The 17,925-nt window shown below is 66.5% G+C and carries 16 protein-coding genes; 8 read left to right on the top strand and 8 right to left on the bottom strand.

What is annotated here, in order from left to right:
• Window positions 1–19: 19 nt before the first annotated feature.
• Window positions 20–1,603 (bottom strand): ATP-binding protein, encoded by a 1,584-nt coding sequence (locus tag RT614_RS26730; RefSeq protein ID WP_313625380.1) that lies wholly within the window; start codon window positions 1,601–1,603, stop codon window positions 20–22.
• Window positions 1,603–2,304, bottom strand: a complete 702-nt coding sequence (locus RT614_RS26725; protein WP_056321163.1) for a response regulator — start codon at window positions 2,302–2,304, stop codon at window positions 1,603–1,605. Before RT614_RS26725 ends, RT614_RS26730 begins: the two co-directional genes overlap by 1 nt.
• Window positions 2,305–2,522: 218 nt before the next feature.
• Here RT614_RS26725 and RT614_RS26720 point away from each other — a divergent pair, with 218 nt between their 5' ends.
• Both RT614_RS26720 and recQ read left to right on the top strand, forming a co-directional pair.
• Window positions 2,523–3,869: a fimbrial protein gene (locus tag RT614_RS26720; RefSeq protein ID WP_313625378.1), complete on the top strand. Its 1,347-nt coding sequence runs from the start codon at window positions 2,523–2,525 to the stop codon at window positions 3,867–3,869.
• A gap of 91 nt (window positions 3,870–3,960) precedes the next feature.
• Window positions 3,961–5,790, top strand: coding sequence for a DNA helicase RecQ (recQ, locus tag RT614_RS26715; protein WP_313625376.1), 1,830 nt, complete (start codon window positions 3,961–3,963; stop codon window positions 5,788–5,790).
• A 69-nt stretch (window positions 5,791–5,859) separates the two neighbouring features.
• Here recQ and RT614_RS26710 read toward each other — a convergent pair whose 3' ends face one another.
• Window positions 5,860–6,915, bottom strand: coding sequence for a cytochrome d ubiquinol oxidase subunit II (locus tag RT614_RS26710; protein ID WP_313625374.1), 1,056 nt, complete (start codon window positions 6,913–6,915; stop codon window positions 5,860–5,862).
• Window positions 6,912–8,255, bottom strand: coding sequence for a cytochrome ubiquinol oxidase subunit I (locus RT614_RS26705; protein ID WP_313625373.1), 1,344 nt, complete (start codon window positions 8,253–8,255; stop codon window positions 6,912–6,914). Before RT614_RS26705 ends, RT614_RS26710 begins: the two co-directional genes overlap by 4 nt.
• A gap of 136 nt (window positions 8,256–8,391) precedes the next feature.
• On the opposite strand from RT614_RS26705, the gene RT614_RS26700 reads away from it, so the two are divergent.
• The 4 genes from RT614_RS26700 (at window position 8,392) to minE (ending at window position 12,444) form a co-directional block, all read left to right on the top strand.
• Window positions 8,392–10,158, top strand: coding sequence for a glutamine--tRNA ligase/YqeY domain fusion protein (locus RT614_RS26700; protein ID WP_313625371.1), 1,767 nt, complete (start codon window positions 8,392–8,394; stop codon window positions 10,156–10,158).
• A 158-nt stretch (window positions 10,159–10,316) separates the two neighbouring features.
• Window positions 10,317–11,225 carry a septum site-determining protein MinC gene (gene minC, locus RT614_RS26695; RefSeq protein WP_313625369.1) on the top strand — a complete coding sequence of 303 codons (909 nt, stop codon included), beginning with the start codon at window positions 10,317–10,319 and terminating at the stop codon, window positions 11,223–11,225.
• Between the two features lie 142 nt (window positions 11,226–11,367).
• The gene (gene minD / locus RT614_RS26690) at window positions 11,368–12,183 is read left to right on the top strand and encodes a septum site-determining protein MinD (protein ID WP_008158705.1); all 816 of its coding nucleotides are present in this window, start codon (window positions 11,368–11,370) and stop codon (window positions 12,181–12,183) included.
• A 3-nt stretch (window positions 12,184–12,186) separates the two neighbouring features.
• Window positions 12,187–12,444: a cell division topological specificity factor MinE gene (gene minE, locus RT614_RS26685; protein WP_006217654.1), complete on the top strand. Its 258-nt coding sequence runs from the start codon at window positions 12,187–12,189 to the stop codon at window positions 12,442–12,444.
• An 85-nt stretch (window positions 12,445–12,529) separates the two neighbouring features.
• On the opposite strand, the gene RT614_RS26680 is transcribed toward minE, so the two are convergent.
• From RT614_RS26680 to RT614_RS26665, 4 genes are all read right to left on the bottom strand, one after another.
• Window positions 12,530–12,754 carry a glycine zipper 2TM domain-containing protein gene (locus tag RT614_RS26680; protein ID WP_056321146.1) on the bottom strand — a complete coding sequence of 75 codons (225 nt, stop codon included), beginning with the start codon at window positions 12,752–12,754 and terminating at the stop codon, window positions 12,530–12,532.
• Between the two features lie 190 nt (window positions 12,755–12,944).
• The gene (locus RT614_RS26675) at window positions 12,945–13,478 is read right to left on the bottom strand and encodes an isochorismatase family protein (protein ID WP_313625368.1); all 534 of its coding nucleotides are present in this window, start codon (window positions 13,476–13,478) and stop codon (window positions 12,945–12,947) included.
• A gap of 199 nt (window positions 13,479–13,677) precedes the next feature.
• A complete protein-coding gene (gene ettA, locus RT614_RS26670; RefSeq protein WP_313625367.1) occupies window positions 13,678–15,351 on the bottom strand; it encodes an energy-dependent translational throttle protein EttA in 1,674 nt (557 codons plus the stop codon).
• Between the two features lie 93 nt (window positions 15,352–15,444).
• On the bottom strand, window positions 15,445–16,368 hold the full coding sequence (locus RT614_RS26665) for a DMT family transporter (protein WP_313625365.1): 924 nt from the start codon (window positions 16,366–16,368) through the stop codon (window positions 15,445–15,447).
• A gap of 99 nt (window positions 16,369–16,467) precedes the next feature.
• On the opposite strand from RT614_RS26665, the gene RT614_RS26660 reads away from it, so the two are divergent.
• Together RT614_RS26660 and RT614_RS26655 are read left to right on the top strand one after the other, a co-directional pair.
• Entirely contained in the window at window positions 16,468–17,259 is a 792-nt protein-coding gene (locus RT614_RS26660) for a helix-turn-helix transcriptional regulator (RefSeq protein WP_313625363.1), read from the top strand.
• Window positions 17,260–17,376: 117 nt separating this feature from the next.
• On the top strand, window positions 17,377–17,889 hold the full coding sequence (locus RT614_RS26655) for a hypothetical protein (protein ID WP_313625361.1): 513 nt from the start codon (window positions 17,377–17,379) through the stop codon (window positions 17,887–17,889).
• Window positions 17,890–17,925: the final 36 nt, after the last annotated feature.

Here is a 17,925-nt window from a genome sequence, read left to right as displayed (position 1 = left end):
GCGCCGGGGCCGCCCCCGGTCAGGCGGCGTGGGACAGCGGCAGGACGACGCGCACGCACAGGCCGCCGGATTCCGCCTGGCGCAACTCCAGCGAACCGCCATGCGCCCGCGCGATGGCCTCGGCCAGGGCCAGGCCCAGGCCCACGCTGCCGGTGCGCGTACGCGCGTCGTCAAGCCGGCTGAACGGACGCAAGGCCTCCTGGCGGCGTTCCGGGACGATGCCGGGGCCGTGGTCCGCGACGTCCAGCACCGCCACGTCCCCTTCGCAGCGCAACGCGACATCCACCGGCGGCGCGCCGTGGTTCAACGCATTGCCGATCAGGTTGTCCAGCAGGCGGCCCAGCGCCACGGCGTCCGCCTGCACCACCATCGTGCCCGCGTCGGCGGCGGTATCCAGGGTGATTTCGGTGCCGGCGCCCTGCCAGGCGCCCACGCGTTCGGTCAGCCAATCGGACAGCACGATGGGCGCGTAACGGTAGGCGGCGGGATCGGTGCCGCGCACGAAGCCGATGAACTGGTCGACCATGTGCTGCATGTCGCGCAGATCGGTGCGCAGGCCTTCCTTCAGCGTGGAGTCGTCCGCCATCTCGACCCGCAGCCACATGCGCGACAAGGGGCCTTTCAGGTCGTGCGGCAGACCCGACAGCAGCGTGCGGCGGACCGAATCGGATTCGGACAGCGCGTCCAGCATGGCGTTGAAGCGTTCGCCCAGCACGCGCGTTTCATGGGGGCCGGAGGGCTCCACCCGTTGCGGCTGGCCCGCGGCCAGCTGATCCGCGGCGTCGGCAAGCCGCGTGATCGGCCGCGTGATGTGCCAGGAAAAGCCCACCGCCAGCAGCAGCAGAAGGCCCAGGCCGCCCAGCCAGGCGGCGATGAACGGCGTGGCGACCGGCGGATCCAGCCGGTCCAGCGGAATGACGAGCCACTCCCGCAGGCGCGGCGCATCTTCCGTGGCGGGGTTGGGCGCCAGCGATATGAAGACCTCGGGGGTGGGGCCGCGCGACAGCGCCACCCGGGTGCCGTCGTTGAGGCGTTCGTTGAGCTGCTGGACCAGCACCCGCAGATCGCGGCGGATATCGTCCGGTTCGGGCTTGTAGCGGCGGGCGTGTTCCTCGTGCTCACGGGCGCGGTCGGCCTGCCGCTGTTCTTCCGTGCGGTCGTCGCGGCCGTCCGCCATATCGCGTTCGTCGCCCCGGACCTCGGGCGGCGGAGGCGGCGGCGGGCCGTGCATTTGCGAATCCATGGCGGATGGCGCGGGCGCCGGTTTTGGGGCCGGACGCGGCGGGGGCGGCGGGCGGCGGCCGTTGAAGCGCTGCAGCTTGGCTTCGGCGGGCAGGACGCGCGACCAGAGCCGCCACTGGTTCTGGGACGCGCTACGGACGAAATCGGCACGATCTTCGGCCGGCACCTGGGACACGGCGGCGCGCAGCGTGCGGATGGTGGTGACGATGTACCCGATGGCCACGTCTTCCATGAACTTGTGCCGGAAGTACGACACCGTCACCAGGGTGGCCGCCTGCGTCAGGAGGACCGCCCCCAGAATCAGCAGGATCAATCGCGCCCGCAGCGAACGCGGGACCAGGGAACCAAGCGAAAAGCGCATCAGGGGGAAAACCGGTAGCCGATGCCCCAGACGGTCTGGATCCAGCGTGGCTGCTTGGGGTCGTCTTCGATGACGCGGCGCAGGCGCAGGATCGCGATGTCGATCGCGCGGTCGTTGCGTTCTCCGGCGTCGTCGTCGCGCGCGAGCGCCAGCAGGCGTTCACGCGACAGCGGCTTGCCGGCGTTGCGCACCAGGGCTTCGAGCAGATTGATCTCGCCGCCGGTCAGCTTGACGACGGTGCCTTCACGCGAAAGCTGGCGCGTCGAGGGATCGAACACAAAGGGGCCGAAAGCGACGGGCGCATCCTTGGTGAGCGCCGACGGGCCGCGCTTGCGACGCAGCACGGCCTCGATGCGAGCCAGCAGTTCGCGCGGGTCGAAAGGCTTGCCGACGTAGTCGTCCGCGCCGGCCTCCAGGCCGATGATGCGGTCCACGGCTTCGTCGCGGGCGGTGAGCAGGATGACGGGGATGTCTTCGCCCTGCTCCCGCAGGCGGCGACAGGCGTCGGCGCCATCGCCTCCGGGCAACATGCGGTCCAGCACCAGCAGGTCGGGGGCATAGCGCGTGATGCGCGAGGATAGATCGGTGGCGTCGGGCGCCAGCAGGGTGTCATAGCCGTGCCGATTCAGGTAGTCGGCCAGCAATTGGCGCAATGCCGGGTCGTCGTCGACGACCAGCAGCTTGGTGTGGGAATTGTCCATGGACGTCATAGTGCGGTGCGCCGCCCCTGCCTGCAAGAGGCGAGAAATCATCTGAAATATACCCGTTGCACGATGTTGGACGGATGTTTCGGTCTTTTTGCACCCGGTCCCCCGCGCCGGTTTTGCTGGTTCTAAAATGTCGCTTCGCCTGCCGCCGCTCGTGGGGTTTCCTAAAAAACGTTTACAGACGCGGCGCAGGATCTCTCTACACTGTCCCCATGGTCGCCAAAGCAACCCTCTGGCGCAGAGGGCTGTTGCACGCGGCGCTGATGGCGGGCCTGGGCTGGCCGCTGGCGCCGGCGTTCGGCAACGAGTCCGATGTGTCCCCAACTATTGTGACGCCGCCCGCCGCCGCTCCGGCCGCCGGTGACGTCATGCTCGTGGCGCGCGGCATTGGCGTCCTGTCCCCGGTTCAACCCATCCCCGTTCGTCCGGCCCCTTCCCTGGCGGATCGCGCCGTGCCGCTCGATCCCACGCCCTGCGATCTGCACGCCACGGAGCCCGGCATGGACACAACCGTGCAAGGCGGGGCCGAGGATTCGGACGATGGCTTCATTCCGGGAACCGGTCTGACGCTTACCGGGGACGCTTCGCCGCGCCCTCTTTCTTGCGATCCCCTCGCCGCGCCCTCCACCCCGGATATCGAACCCGACTATTCGTTCACCCTGGAAGACGGAGATATCCCGCGCGTGCCGGTGGTCGTGATCTCTGGCGTGGCGCGCCCCAGCCGTCCGTGGTTCGCGAGCGTCAGCGGACAGGACGGCCTGCGTTACGGCGGCAGCCGCAACTGGGTATACCGGAACACGTCGGGCCCCTCCGTGACCGTCGGCAATGTCAACCCCAACGCGCCTGCCTGGGGTAGCGGCGCGTCCGTCGGCGGATTGCAGATCTCGAACTGGGCCGGCACCAGCGCCACGCTGCCCGAAGGCAGCTTCGGGTATTCGTCTTCGGTCGGCAAGCTCAATCTCATGGACCCCGCCGCCAAGTCCGGCGCCGTCGACTATGGCGCTTCGGTGGGCAGCGGCAGCGTGCGCTACGGGCTGACGCCGGTGCTGACGCTGGAAGGCCAGATGCAGAGCGCGCCTGCGCTCACCACGCGCGGCGTCGGCACCACGTATACCGCGGGCGAGTACGGCACGTTCCAGGCCGGCGCCACCCAAAGCACGTTCGACGCGGCCAACGGCTACCGCTACCGCTTCGGCTACAGCGTGGACGTGGCCGACACCGTGATCCTGGGCTACACCAACGAGCAGATCGGCGCGGGCTATGGGGACCTGTCCACTTATTCCGACGGCGTCGCCTCGACCAACCAGACCCGCAACACCCTGTCGGCCGGCGTTCCCCTGTCTGGCTGGGGCACGCTCAGCGGCACCTATTCCGGCCTGCGCGAAGGTTCCGTCCTGGCCGAGCAGCGCGTGGGTCTGTCGCACAGCATGTACGTCGCGCCCAAGGTCAAGCTGGCGGTGGGGGCCGACCGCGACATCGTGTCGGGCGACTACGGCTGGCGCGCCAATTTGAGCATGCCGGTCGAAACCTTCATGCGCGGCACCTGGCTGAGCTGGTAGGCGCGGTGGCAGCGGACGAAAATGTCCCGCCGGGGCAGTCTGCGGCATTTGCGGCTTAAAATCGCTGCCATGATGCTTCCGGCCTACCCCCATGTCTGACGCGCGCGCCCTCGGCGTGTTGCAGCGCGTTTTCGGTTACGAATCCTTCCGCGGCGACCAGCAAGCCATTGTCGAACAGGTGATCGGCGGTGGCGATGCGCTCGTGCTCATGCCCACCGGCGGCGGCAAGTCGCTCTGTTACCAGATCCCCTCGCTGGTGCGCGAAGGCACCGGCATCATCGTTTCGCCCCTGATCGCACTGATGCAGGACCAGGTGGACGCCCTGACCGAACTGGGCGTGCGCGCGGCCTTCCTGAATTCGACGCAGGAGTGGCGGGTGGCCCGCGAGGTGGAGCAGGCTTTCCTCGACGGTGAACTGGATCTGCTCTATGTAGCCCCGGAACGCCTGCTGACCGACCGCTGCCTGCAATTGCTGGACCGCGGCCGCATCGCGCTGTTCGCCATCGACGAAGCCCACTGCGTGTCCCAATGGGGGCACGACTTCCGGCCCGAATACCTGGGGCTGTCCATGCTGCACGAGCGCTGGCCGGACGTGCCGCGCATCGCGCTCACGGCCACTGCCACGGCCGTCACCCGGACCGAAATCGCGCAGCGCCTGTCGCTGGACGAAGCGCGCCATTTCGTTTCCAGCTTCGACCGCCCCAACATCCGCTACCGCATCGTCGAAAAGAACGAAGTGCGCAAGCAGCTGCTGGAAATGATCCGCACCGAACACGAAGGCGAATCGGGCGTGGTGTATTGCCTGTCGCGGGCCCGCGTCGAGGAAACGGCCGAATTCCTGTGCAATCAGGGCATCGACGCCATGCCCTATCACGCCGGCCTCAGCGCGCAGGTGCGGGCGGCCAACCAGTCCCGCTTTCTGCGTGAAGACGGCGTGGTCATGGTGGCCACCATCGCCTTCGGCATGGGCATCGACAAGCCCGACGTGCGTTTCGTGGCGCACATCGACCTGCCCAAGTCCGTGGAAGGCTATTACCAGGAGACCGGCCGCGCAGGCCGCGATGGCCTGCCCGCGACCGCCTGGCTGGCCTATGGCCTGCAGGACGTCGTGCAGCAGCGCCGCATGATCGACGAGTCCCCCGGCGACGAATCCTACCGCCGGCGCCTGGGCCAGCAACTGGATGCCATGCTGGGCCTGTGCGAAACCGTGGAATGCCGGCGCGTGCGCCTGCTGGAATACTTCGGACAGCAGATCACCGCCTGCGGCAACTGCGACGTCTGCCTGGACCCGCCGCAGGCGTGGGACGGCACCGTTGCGGCGCAGAAGGTGCTGTCGGCGGTGTACCGGCTATGGAAGGAGCGCGGCCAGCGCTACGGCGCGGGCCACATCATCGACATCCTCCGGGGCAAGGTCACCGAGCGCACCACGCAGCACGGCCACGAGTCCCTCAGCGTGTTCGGCGTGGGCGCCGACCTGAGCGACACGGCGTGGCGCGGCGTGCTGCGCCAGCTATTGGCGCAGGGCCTGTTGACGGTGGACAACGAGGGCTTCGGCACGTTGGCCCTGACGGAAGGCAGCCGGGCGGTGCTGAAGGGCGAACGGCAGCTCATGTTGCGCCGCGAATCCGAAAAGAAGCCACGGTCCGGCAAGACCGGCAGCGGACGTCCCAAGGCCGCCACCATCGACCTGCCGCCCGAACTGCAACCGGTCTTCGAGGCTTTGCGCGCGTGGCGCGGCGAAGTCGCAAAGAGCCACGGCGTGCCGGCGTACGTCATTTTCCACGACGCCACCCTGCGCGAAATCGCGCTGGCCCAGCCGGAATCCATGGACGAACTGAGCCACATCAGCGGCGTGGGCGCCCGCAAGCTGGAAGCCTACGGCGAAGAAATCCTGCAGCGGGTGGCCAGGCCGGTCCTGTAGCGCCGGGCGTTGAACGCCCGGCCGCAGCACCCGCCCTGAAGGCCGGTGCAAAGGCCCGGCCGGGACCAATCAATAGGAAGGCGGCGGCAGCAGCGGCACGGGCGGACGTTCCTTGCCGAACACTGACCGGTAGGCCAGGATGTTGAACACCAGCACCACCGGAATTCCCACGACCGCACCCGCCAGAACCAACCGCATCGAGCCCAGCGCGCCTGCGCCGTCCCACAGGGTCATGTCGTCCAGGATCAGGTAGGGGAACAGGCTGTAGGCCAGCCCGCTGAGCATCAGTAGGAACAGCGCCACCGTCAGCACGAAAGGCAGCCAACTGAAGCGATCGGCGCGGCCGGGCAAACGCGCCAGCAGCATTTCGGCGGCGACGAAGCCCGCCAGCATCAGCACCCAGACGGACGCCGCCAGGCTCAGATGGGCGATGTTGCTCCATTTGTAGAAGATGCCCGCATTGGCCAGGCCCAGCGTGACCGCGATCGCCACCATGCCGACCGCCGTCCAGCGGATGGCATGGCGGGCCCAGCCGGCGGCCCGGCGCTGGAGGTCGCCGGCCACGCGCATGACCAGCCACGACGCGCCAAGCAGCACGTAGGCCGCCACGGCGCACAGGCCCACGAACATCGCAAACCAGCCATAGCCGGCATCGGACTGGTAGCCCGTGGCGATCCGCCCCAGCAGCATGCCCTGGCCGAATGCAGTGATGACGGACCCGGCCCAGAACGCGAAGATCCAGCGCGGCTTGTGTTCGTTGCGCGCGCGGATGCGGAATTCGAACGCGACGCTGCGCAGCACCACGCCCAGCACCATGAAAGTGAGCGGGCCGTAGAGCTTGCCCAGCACCGCTCCCCAGGCAAACGGGAACGCGGCCGCGAACAGCCCCATGCCCAGCAGCAGCCAGAATTCGTTGGCGTCCCGCCAGGGGCTGAGCAGGCTCATCATGCGGCCGCGCTCGTGTTCCGGCGCGATCTGCAGCAGGATCCCCACGCCCAGGTCGAAGCCGTCCAGGACCATGCCGGCGGCGATGACCACGAAGAGCAGGGCCATGAAGGCCAGGGGCATCCAGAACGAGGGATCGTCGGGGTTCAGGCCTTGCGAGGCGGCCAGCATCGCGATCATGGCGCGCCTCCGATGAGTTTGCGCACGGGCACGACGCCATAGCGCGCGGCGTGGAACAGCATGCCGGCGAACGCCGCCAGCAGCAGCGTATAGAGCAGGACGTACCCCGCCAGGCCGTAAAGAACCGTGCTGGAGGCCACGGAGCCCAGGACTTCGGATTGCGTGACCGTGCCGTTCACGACGAAGGGTTGCAGTCCAATGACCGACACCCACCACCCGGCCACCACGGCGATGCCGCCGGAGAACATCATGCCGCACAGGACACGCTGCCACCAGGGCGGCAGGAGGGATGGGTCCATGCCGCGACGGAACGTCCAGAGGAACGTCACGCAGGCCACCGCCAGCATCAGCAGGCCCAGGCCTGCCGCCACGCGCAGCGACCAGAACGTCAGGGCAACCGGCGGCAGCATGCCCGAATACTTGTCGAGGCCCTGATAGGTGCCGTCCGGGTTGCGATGCAGCCACATGCCGCCAGCATTGTTGAAGGTCAGGTCGCCCACGTTCGTGTGCGCGCGCGCATCCGGCCAGCCGAACAGCACCAGTTGGGGCACGCTGCCGCTTTCCCAGTAGCCGGCCGCGGCGGCCGCCTTGGCCGGCTGCAGCTTGGCCACCATCTGCCCTGCCCCGGTCGCGACCGGCAGCTGCAGGAAGGCGCCCACCACCGCGACGACCAGCGCGGTCTTGAATGCACTGCGTTCGCCATCGCCCAGCGGTCGGCGCAGCGCCTGCAACGCGGTCACTCCCATCATCAGGAACGAAGCAGCCAACGCGGCGCCGACAATGACCACGGCCATGCGCCAGCCCACCGAGGGATTCAGCACGACCTTCACCCAGTCATAGACCTGATAGCGGCCATCGACCAGCAGTGCGCCATCCGGCGTCTGCATCCATGACTGCAGGGCCAGCACCCAGAACACCGCCACCATCTGGCCGACGGCCACCATCAGCACCGCCAGCGTGTGCGCGCCGTCGGACACCCGGCGCTGGCCGAACAGCATGACACCCAGGAAACAGGATTTGAGAATGAAGACCGACAGGATGCCGTAGCCCAGCAGCGGACCGGCCACGTTGCCGATCTTGTCCATCAGGCCGGCCCACAAGCTGCCGATCTGGATAAGGACGGGAACGCTGGCGGCGAGCGTCAGCACGAAGGCGAGCGCGAAGATGCGCACCCAGAAGCGGTAGGCGGCGGTCCAGCCGCCATGGCTGGACCAGCGGGCACGGATCTTGAAGAACAGCAGCACCCAGGCCAGGGCCAGGGAAACGGCCAGGAAAAGCGCCAGGAAGCTAAGGCTGGCCACGAACTGCGCCCTGGCCAGGGATAGGGTGGAGATATCCATAATGGCCCGTAGTGTAGAGCCAGTTACATGACTATGGGAGCAGTTTGAAACCAGTTGCGGACAGGGCTGAAAGGCCTGGGCTGCGGAACGTGGCAAAATTGACGCTTTGTCGCTGCTTTTTCCTATTCTTTCAAGAATGACCTCCGCCACGACGCCGACCCCCGCTGCATCAAACTTCCTGCTCAACATCGTCCAAGACGACCTCGAAGCCAATCGCTTCCAGGGCAAGCGCTGGGCGGGCAAGCCTGGCCCGGCGGCTTTGCAGCAGCAGGGCGAAGCGGACCCGGCCCGCATCCGCACGCGCTTTCCGCCGGAGCCCAACGGCTACCTGCACATTGGTCACGCCAAGAGCATCTGCGTGAACTTCGGCCTGGCGCGCGACTTCGGCGGCGTCTGTCACCTGCGATTCGACGACACCAACCCCGAGAAAGAAGACCAGGAATACGTCGACGCCATCATCGAGGCCGTCCACTGGCTGGGCTTTGACTGGAAGGCCGACGGCCGCGAAAACCTGTACTTCGCCAGCGACTATTTTGGCTACATGTACGACTTCGCCGAAGCGCTGGTCGAAGCCGGGCACGCCTACGTGGACGAGCAGAGCGCCGAGGAAATCCGCGCCAACCGCGGCACCCTGACCGAACCCGGCACGGATTCGCCCTGGCGCAACCGTCCCGCAGCGGAGTCCATCGCACTGCTGCGCGAAATGCGCGACGGCAAGCATCCGGACGGCAGCCTGGTGCTGCGCGCGAAGATCAACATGGCTTCGCCCAATATCAACCTGCGCGACCCGGTCATGTACCGCGTGCGCCACGCCACCCACCACCGCACGGGCGACCAATGGTGCATCTACCCGATGTACAGCTGGGCGCATCCGGTGGAAGACGCGCTGGAAGGCATCACGCACAGCGTCTGCACCCTGGAATTCGAAGACCAGCGCCCGTTCTACGACTGGATCCTGACGCGCCTGGCCGAACTCGGCAAGCTTGCCGCGCCGCTGCCGCACCAGTACGAATTCGCCCGCCTGAACCTGAGCTACGTCGTCACCAGCAAGCGCAAGCTGCTGCAACTGGTGCGCGAAGGCCATGTGGACGGCTGGGACGATCCCCGCATGCCGACCATCTTCGGCCTGCGCCGCCGCGGCTACACGCCCGCCTCGATCCGCCTGTTCTGCGACCGCACCGCCGTGTCCAAGTCCGATTCGCGCATCGACTACAGCCTGCTGGAGCAGGCCGTGCGCGACGACCTCGATCCGATCGCCGCGCGTTCGGTGGCCGTGCTGGACCCGATCAAGCTGGTCATCACGAACTACCCCGAAGGCCAGACCGAAACCTGCACCGCCCCGCGCAATCCGCATGATCCGGAAGCCGGCGTGCGCGAATTCCCGCTGTCGCGGGAGCTGTGGATCGAGCGCGACGACTTCCGCGAGGAAGCGCCCAAGAAGTACTTCCGCCTGTTCCCCGGCAACACCGTGCGCCTGAAGTACGGCTATGTCGTCCGCTGCACCGGCTTCACCAAGAACGAAGCCGGGGAAGTCGTCGAAGTCCAGGCCGAATACCTGCCCGACACCAAGAGCGGCACGCCGGGCGCCGACAGCGTCAAGGTCAAGGGCAACATCACCTGGGTCAGCGCGGCGCATGCCGTGCCCGCCCAGATCCACCTTTACGACCGCCTTTTCGCCGACGCGCGTCCTGACGCCGGCGACAAGGACTTCCTGACCTGCCTGAACCCGAACTCCAAGCAGACCGTCACGGCCTGGCTCGAACCGGGCACGGTGGCCACGCCTGGCGCCACCTGGCAGTTCGAGCGCCTGGGCTACTTCACGGCCGACCTGAAGGACTCGACGGCCGAGGCCCCGGTGCTGAACCGCATCGTGACCCTGCGCGATTCCTGGGCCCAAGGCTGACGCGCCGCGCGCGCAATACCGGAAAAAGGCGCCTTGAAGCGCCTTTTTCTTTGCTTGCGGCTCCGGCTCAGGCCGCCCCGGGCGGGTTATCATCCCCGACATCCCGCAGCCGGTTGAGCGCGCCGTTTCAGGCGCCCGGACCGCCAGCCACAATCAAGATGAACACTGAATCCCTAGCCCTGGACTTCAAGAGCGCCACCCTGTATGCCATCCGGGTGGTCCTGCATAGCGCAGACACCGAACGCCTGAACGCAGCGCTGGCCAAGCGCATGGCGGACGCGGGCAGCTTCTTCGAGAACGAGCCCGTCGTCATCGACGCCAGCCGCGTGGACGAAAAGATCGACTGGACCGCCCTGGTTGCCGCATTGCGCGGCCATAACCTGCCCCCCATCGGCGTGGTCGCGGAAGGCGCCAACCTGCAAGCCGCGCGCGAAGCGGGCCTGACGCCCGTCGAACTGTCGACCCCCGCGGCCCGTCCAACGCCAGTGGTGGACACCGCGCCGCCGAACGACGTGGCGACGCCCGTGCCGTCCGTGCCGGCGGCCGCCATCGAAGTCGCTCCTGCGCCCACGGACACGTCCGCAGCCGATGCGCCGGCCAGCCAGACGCCAGCATCCGAGAAGCCTGCGTCATCCGATTCCGCCGCCGCGCCGGCCGCTGACCCCGTGCCGGCACGCGCCGCCAGCAACACCACGTCGGCGCCCAGCCCGACGCCCGCGGCGCCGCACTCCTCTTCGGCGCTGGTCGTCACCAAGCCGCTGCGTTCCGGGCAGCGCGTCTATGCGCGCCACACGGATCTGGTCGTCATCGGCATGGTCAGCCAGGGCGCCGAGGTCATCGCCGACGGCAACATCCACGTATACGGACCGCTGCGCGGCAAGGCCATGGCCGGCGCGCGCGGCGACACGTCCGCCCGCATCTTCACGACGCACCTGGACGCCGAACTGCTTGCCGTGGCCGGGGTCTACCGCGTCGTCGAAGACAAGCTTGACGGCACGTTGCAGAACCAGCCCGCGCTGGTTCGACTGGACGGCGACACCTTGCGCATCGAAGCACTGAAGGCTTGATGCCGCGTCGCCTGTCGCTTCAGTTGCGAAAGCCCGGCGAGAACCCGGCTTCGCACAACTTCAACACATCCTGTAAGAAGCCTTACACGGGCTTTTTGCTTTACGATAACGCGATTTATTCGAACATAAGGGTTTGATCGTCATGACACGCATTGTTGTGGTGACTTCCGGCAAAGGCGGCGTGGGCAAGACCACGACGAGCGCCAGTTTTTCCGCGGGCCTCGCGATGCGGGGCCACAAGACCGCTGTCATCGACTTCGATGTCGGCCTGCGCAACCTCGACCTCATCATGGGTTGCGAGCGCCGCGTGGTGTACGACTTCGTCAATGTGATCCAGGGCGAGGCCACCCTCAAGCAGGCGTTGATCAAGGACAAGCAGCTTGAAAACCTGTTCATCCTGCCCGCCTCGCAAACGCGCGACAAAGACGCGCTGACGCAGGAAGGCGTGGAAAAGGTCATCAACGACCTCAAGGAAATGGGCTTCGACTACATCGTGTGCGACTCGCCCGCCGGCATCGAAACGGGCGCGCTCATGGCGGCCTATTTCGCCGATGACGCGCTGGTCGTCACCAACCCCGAAGTGTCGTCGGTGCGAGACTCCGACCGCATCCTGGGCATCCTGGCGGCCAAGTCCAAGCGCGCGGTCGAAGGCGACGAGCCGGTCAAGGAATACCTGCTCCTGACCCGCTACAACCCCAAGCGCGTGTCCGACGGCGAAATGCTGTCGCTGACCGACATCGAGGACATCCTGCGCATCAAGCTGATCGGCGTGATCCCCGAATCGGAAGCCGTGCTCCAGGCGTCGAACCAGGGCCTGCCCGCCATTCACCTGAAGGACACCGACGTCTCCGAAGCCTACAAGGACGTCGTCAGCCGCTACCTGGGCGAAGACAAGGCCCTGCGCTTTACCGATTACGAAAAGCCCGGTTTCCTGAAACGTCTGTTCGGAGGCAAGTAAGCGATGTCCTTCCTGTCGTTTCTGCTTGGTCAAAAGAAGACCTCCGCTTCCGTCGCCAAAGAACGGTTGCAGATCATTCTCGCCCACGAGCGCGGGCGCGGCGATTCGCCCGACTACCTGCCGCAGCTGCAGCAGGAGCTCATCGCGGTCATTTCGAAGTACGTGAAGATCAACCCCGAAGACATCAAGGTGCACCTGGAACGCCAGGACACGCTGGAAGTGTTGGAAGTGAAGATCGAAATGCCCCAGAACGAAACCTGACGCCCCGCTGCGTGCCGGCCCGCCGGCATGCGCTGCGCAAAAAAAACGCCCGGCATTGCCGGGCGTTTCGCTTTGGGAAAGCGGCTTAACGCTTGCCGACCTGGTCGCCGATGACGCCGCCGATCGCCGCGCCACCCACCGTGCCGAGCACGCCGCCGTTGGTGATGACGGCGCCCGCCACACCGCCCAGCGCGGCGCCCCCCACGGTGCTTTTCTGGCGATGGCTCATGCCATCCCACGATGAACAACCTGCCATGGTTGCAGCCAACGCCACAGCGGCACAGATCTTGGAAAGCGATGCGATTTTCATGATGAAGCTCCTGTTCTTGTACCCAGGGCCGCACCGATGAACCTTGACGCGAGCGCGCGGTCCCTTTTGGGTCTACAGGATCAGGATCGCAAAATATCCGGGGACACGGTGTTAGGTTTGCCCAGGAATTGTGTCAAAGGGAGAGCGAATCTTTGCACTCCCCTGGGGACCGTGTTGCAGGCCCCGGTTGCTATTTGACGAGACGTAACACGTCGCGAAAGCGTGGATGCTCGCAGGTCTCCATCCACTCGAAAATCGCCATTTCGGTGGTGACGATATCGGCGCCATGCGCGCGGGCGCGGCGCAACGCGGCGTGGTGGTCGGCGGGCTTGCGCGAGCCCGCGGCATCCGCGACGAGCGCCACCCGCAAGCCCAGATCGATCAAACCGATCACTGTCTGCAGCACGCAGATGTGCGCTTCGCAACCGGCCACCAGCACCGTCCGGCGCGAGGCTGGCAGCCAGCCGTCGAAACCGGGTTCGCGCGTCGACGAAAAATGCATCTTCTGGAACGTGCCCTGCACCAGTTCGCGCAAGGGTTCCGCCGTGACGCCCAGCATCTTGCTGTGATGCTCGGTGGCCATCACGGGAACGTCGAGCAGACGCGCGGCCTGCGCGAGCTTGTGGGCGGCTTTGAGCACAACGTCGCCGTCGTGGATGGCAGGCATCAGCCTGCCTTGCATATCAACGATCAGCAGCGTGGAATCGGAGGCGGACAGCAGCATGATGGAGGACTCCTGGGCAAGCCACCAGAATAACCCGCGCCGCCGCAGTGGGCGCGTGCGCATGCAAACGTGCAGCGCGGCGCCTCATGTCCGCAAGGCGGCTCCGGATCCCTTCTGGCGAGCCCGAATGCCAGCCGTCCCCCAAGAAAAATCCCGGCGCGCGGGCCGGGATTTTTCGGGTTGAAGAGCGGCGAGCCGCTTACTTCAGGGCCTTGTAGCGCAGGCGCTTGGGCTTGGCGCCCTCGTCGCCCAGGCGGCGCTTTTTGTCGGCTTCGTACTCTTGGTAGTTGCCGTCGAAGAACACCACCTGAGAATCGCCTTCGAAGGCCAGGATGTGCGTGGCGATGCGGTCCAGGAACCAGCGATCGTGGCTGATGACCATGACGCTGCCCGGGAATTCGAGCAGACCGTCTTCCAGCGCGCGCAGGGTTTCGACGTCGAGGTCGTTGGACGGTTCGTCAAGCAGCAGCACGTTGCCGCCGGCGATCAGCGTCTTGGCCATGTGCAGGCGGCCGCGTTCGCCGCCCGACAGCTGACCCACGACCTTGTTCTGGTCGCCGCCCTTAAAGTTGAAGCGGCCCAGATAGGCGCGCGACGACATTTCGAACTTGCCCACGGTCAGGATGTCGGCGCCGTCGGAGACCGCGTCGAACACCGTCTTCTTGTCTTCCAGCGCGTCGCGCGACTGGTCGACATAGGCGAGCTTCACGGTCTGGCCGATCTTGACTTCGCCCGAGTCCGGTTGTTCGCGGCCGGCGATCATGCGGAACAGCGTGGACTTACCGGCGCCGTTGGCGCCGATGATGCCGACGATGGCGCCGGGCGGAATCTTGAAGCTGAGGTTGTCGATCAGCAGGCGGTCACCGTAGGCCTTGCTGACGTTGTTGAATTCGATGACCTCGTTGCCCAGGCGCTCGCCCACGGGAATGAAGATTTCCTGGGTTTCATTGCGCTTCTGGTATTCGTACGAGGACAGTTCCTCGAAACGCGCCAGACGCGCCTTGGCCTTGGCCTGGCGTCCCTTGGGGTTCTGGCGCACCCATTCCAGTTCTTTCTTGATGGTCTTCTGGCGGGCGGATTCCGAGGATTCTTCCTGCTTCAGGCGGTCTTCCTTCTGTTCCAGCCACGAGCTGTAGTTGCCCTTCCAGGGAATGCCGTAGCCGCGGTCCAGTTCGAGAATCCATTCGGCCGCGTTGTCCAGGAAGTAGCGATCGTGGGTGACGCCGACGACGGTGCCGGGGAACTTGTGCAGGAATTGCTCCAGCCACTCGACGCTTTCGGCATCCAGGTGGTTGGTGGGTTCGTCGAGCAGCAGCATGTCGGGCTTGGACAGCAGCAGGCGGCACAGGGCCACGCGGCGCTTCTCACCGCCGGACAGGTTGCCGACGATGGCGTCCCAGGGCGGCAGGCGCAGCGCGTCGGCGGCGATTTCCATCTGGTGCTCGATATCGTCCGAACCGCTGGATGCGGCCGCGGCGATGATGGCTTCCAGGTCGGCCTGCTCGGCGGCAAGCGCGTCGAAATCGGCGTCGGGTTCGGCGTAGGCGGCGTAGACCTCGTCCAGGCGCTTCTTGGCGTTGACGACCGCGCCCAGGCCTTCTTCGACGGCCTGGCGGACCGTGTGCTCAGGGTTGAGCTGGGGTTCCTGCGGCAGGTAGCCGATGTTCAGCCCCGGCATGGGGATGGCTTCGCCTTCGATCTCGCGGTCGACGCCCGCCATGATCTTCAGCAGCGTCGACTTGCCCGAGCCGTTCAGGCCCAGCACGCCGATCTTGGCGCCAGGAAAAAACGAAAGCGAGATATCGCGCAGGATCTGCCGCTTGGGCGGCACGATCTTGCCGACGCGGTTCATGGTGTAGACGTATTGGGCCATGGGCTCGTAGAAGAGATATAGCTGAGAAACCGTCGATTGTAGGCCGGAACCCTGATGGGCGCGCGGCGACGACGGTCTACCGCCGGTCCGGCCTCAGTCGGCCCGGGCGGCGCGCCCCGGCAGGCCCGGCGTGCGCATCTGCGCCAGCATGACGCCGGCCAGCGCCAGCGCTCCGCCCACGACATGAAACAGATGGGGCTTTTCGTCCAGGAACATCGCCGCGATCGCCACGGTGAACACCGGCATCACGTTCAGGAAGATGCTGGCGCGGTTGGGTCCCAGGTGCTTCACGCCCTGCATCCACAGGTAGGGCGCGAACAGCGACGGGAAGACCGCCGCGTAGAGCACCAGCGGCACGTTGGCGGCGTTCAGCGGCGACGGCGGCGCCAGCAGGAAGGCCGGCAGCTGGAACAGGACGCCGAAGGCGACCTGCACGTACAGCGATTGCCACGGCCCCACCGGCAGGGCCCAGCGGCGCAGCAGCACGCCGTACAACGCGTACGCCAGCGCGCCCAGGCCCATCAGCACATCGCCATGATTGGCCCCGACTGAAAGCAGGCGCGCCGGGTCGCCTTCACCGATCAGCAGCGCCAGGCCGGCCAGCGATACCAGCCCGCCCAGCACGGCCATGACGGACGGACGTTCGCGCAGCACAACCGCGACCACGGCGACCGTCAAGAGCGGAATCATCGCGGTGATGAAACCCATGTTGGTGGCGGTGGTGGTGGAGGCCGCCACATACGCCAGCCCCTGGTACAGCGCCATGCCCAGCCCGCCCAGCACTGCGAACTTCGGCCAGTGGGCCATCACCATCCGGCGCTGCGCCCACACGCCGGGAAGCGCAAAGGGCGTAAGCACGGCGCCGGCCAGCGCCCAGCGGTAGAACCCGATGGCGGCCGGCGCAATGACGCCGGCCGCCATCTTGGTCACGATCATGTTGACCGACCAGATCAGGGCCGCCAGCAGCGGGAAAAGCAGATAACGGAAAGGAACGTGCGGAGCGTCGGAGCGCGTCATGGGAAGCGGGGGAAACAGTCAGGAACGGCACGCCAGTGTAGGCCGTGTCCGACCTTCTGCATATAATGAAAAACAGACAAACCGACCCGAACTTCCGACATGGACCGAGCCGACACCCAGCATGTCCTGGCCGAACACCTGCCCTACCCGCTGGCCTGCCGCATCCTGCATTTCACGCCCAATTCGGGCGTGAAGCGCCACACGTCGCCGTGGGCGGAATTGAATTTCGCCATCTCGGGCATCATGGAAATCGGCATCCGCGGTGTCACTTACCTGTCGCCACCGCAGTACGCCATCTGGATACCCCCCGGGGTTGAGCACTGCTGCCAGAACGCCGGCGAAGTGCACTACGCCTGCATCGACATCCCCGCCTCTGCCTGCGCGGACCTGCCCAAGGAACCGTGCACGCTGGAGATCAGCCCCGTCATGCGGGCGATCCTGGCAGACTTCGAGCGGCGCGGCGTGTGCCATCCCGTGACGCCGCAGGATCGGAGGATGGCCGAGGTCGTCATCGACCAGGCGCGCCAGGCGCGGGCCTACGCCAGCTACCTGCCCTCCACCGCCGATCCCGTGCTGGCGCCGGTGCTGGCTGCGTTGCAGCGCCGCCCAGGCGACAAGCGTGGCGCCGCCCACTGGGCCGCGACGGCGGGCATCACGGAACGCACCTTGCTGCGCCATTGCCAGCAGCACCTTGGCATGTCCTTCAACGATTGGCGCCAGCGGCTGCGGGTGGTCAGCGCGCTGGGCATGCTGGATTCGGGCCTGCCGGTGCAAGCCGTTGCGCGCGATCTCGGCTACAGCAGCCCATCCGCCTTTATCGCGATGTTCCAGCGGTTGACCGGGGAATCCCCCGATAGCGCGCGCAAGCGCGGCCTGCCGGCGGCGCCATGAGTGCCCCGTCCCCTCTTCGTCATCCAAGCGTCCGATGCATCGCAGCGCTGTTCGCGAGACAATAGCGCCTGACGTATCTGCCGTGCCGTCGCGGCTTCATCGCGCCCAGGAACCTTCATGTCCGCTTCTGCCACTCCCCCCGCTTCCTTGACCCATTTCACAGCTCCTGAACTGGACATGCTGGCCAAGACGGCGGACGCACTCAGCGCCTATCTGGGCAAGCCCGTGCTGGCCGAAGTGGTGCTGGGCGACGAAGGGACCGAATGGGTGACCTACGGCGTGCCGATGGACGAGAAGGCCGAGACCGACGAAGAACAGACCCACGTGCAGCTCGGCGGCCCGGGCGCGCGCCTGCTGGGCAATCGTGGCGGCCTGCCGCAATCCGACGACGACACCTACGACTGCCTGTACCTGTGGGCGATCCTGATCTCGTTGAACGAAGGCGAGCGCTTCGTCAAGCTGGATCACGACGGCGAGGAATCCGCCTGGTCCGACAACCTTGAAGACGTGCTGCCGTTCGCCCTGACCGAGGAGCCGCAGCCGGACCCGGAAGAGGAAGACGAGGAAGAAGACGGCGAGGACGATGACGACGACACGCCGTACGACGACGATCGCAATCACCGCCACTGATTGATTCTTCGCCGGGCGCCGCGGGCCGCCAGGCGG

This window comes from Achromobacter sp., from assembly GCF_032102605.1.
In the GTDB taxonomy this organism is placed as follows: domain Bacteria; phylum Pseudomonadota; class Gammaproteobacteria; order Burkholderiales; family Burkholderiaceae_B; genus Achromobacter.
The sequence above is the reverse complement of the archived record's forward strand: the minus strand, read 5'-3'. Positions and strand labels throughout refer to the sequence as shown.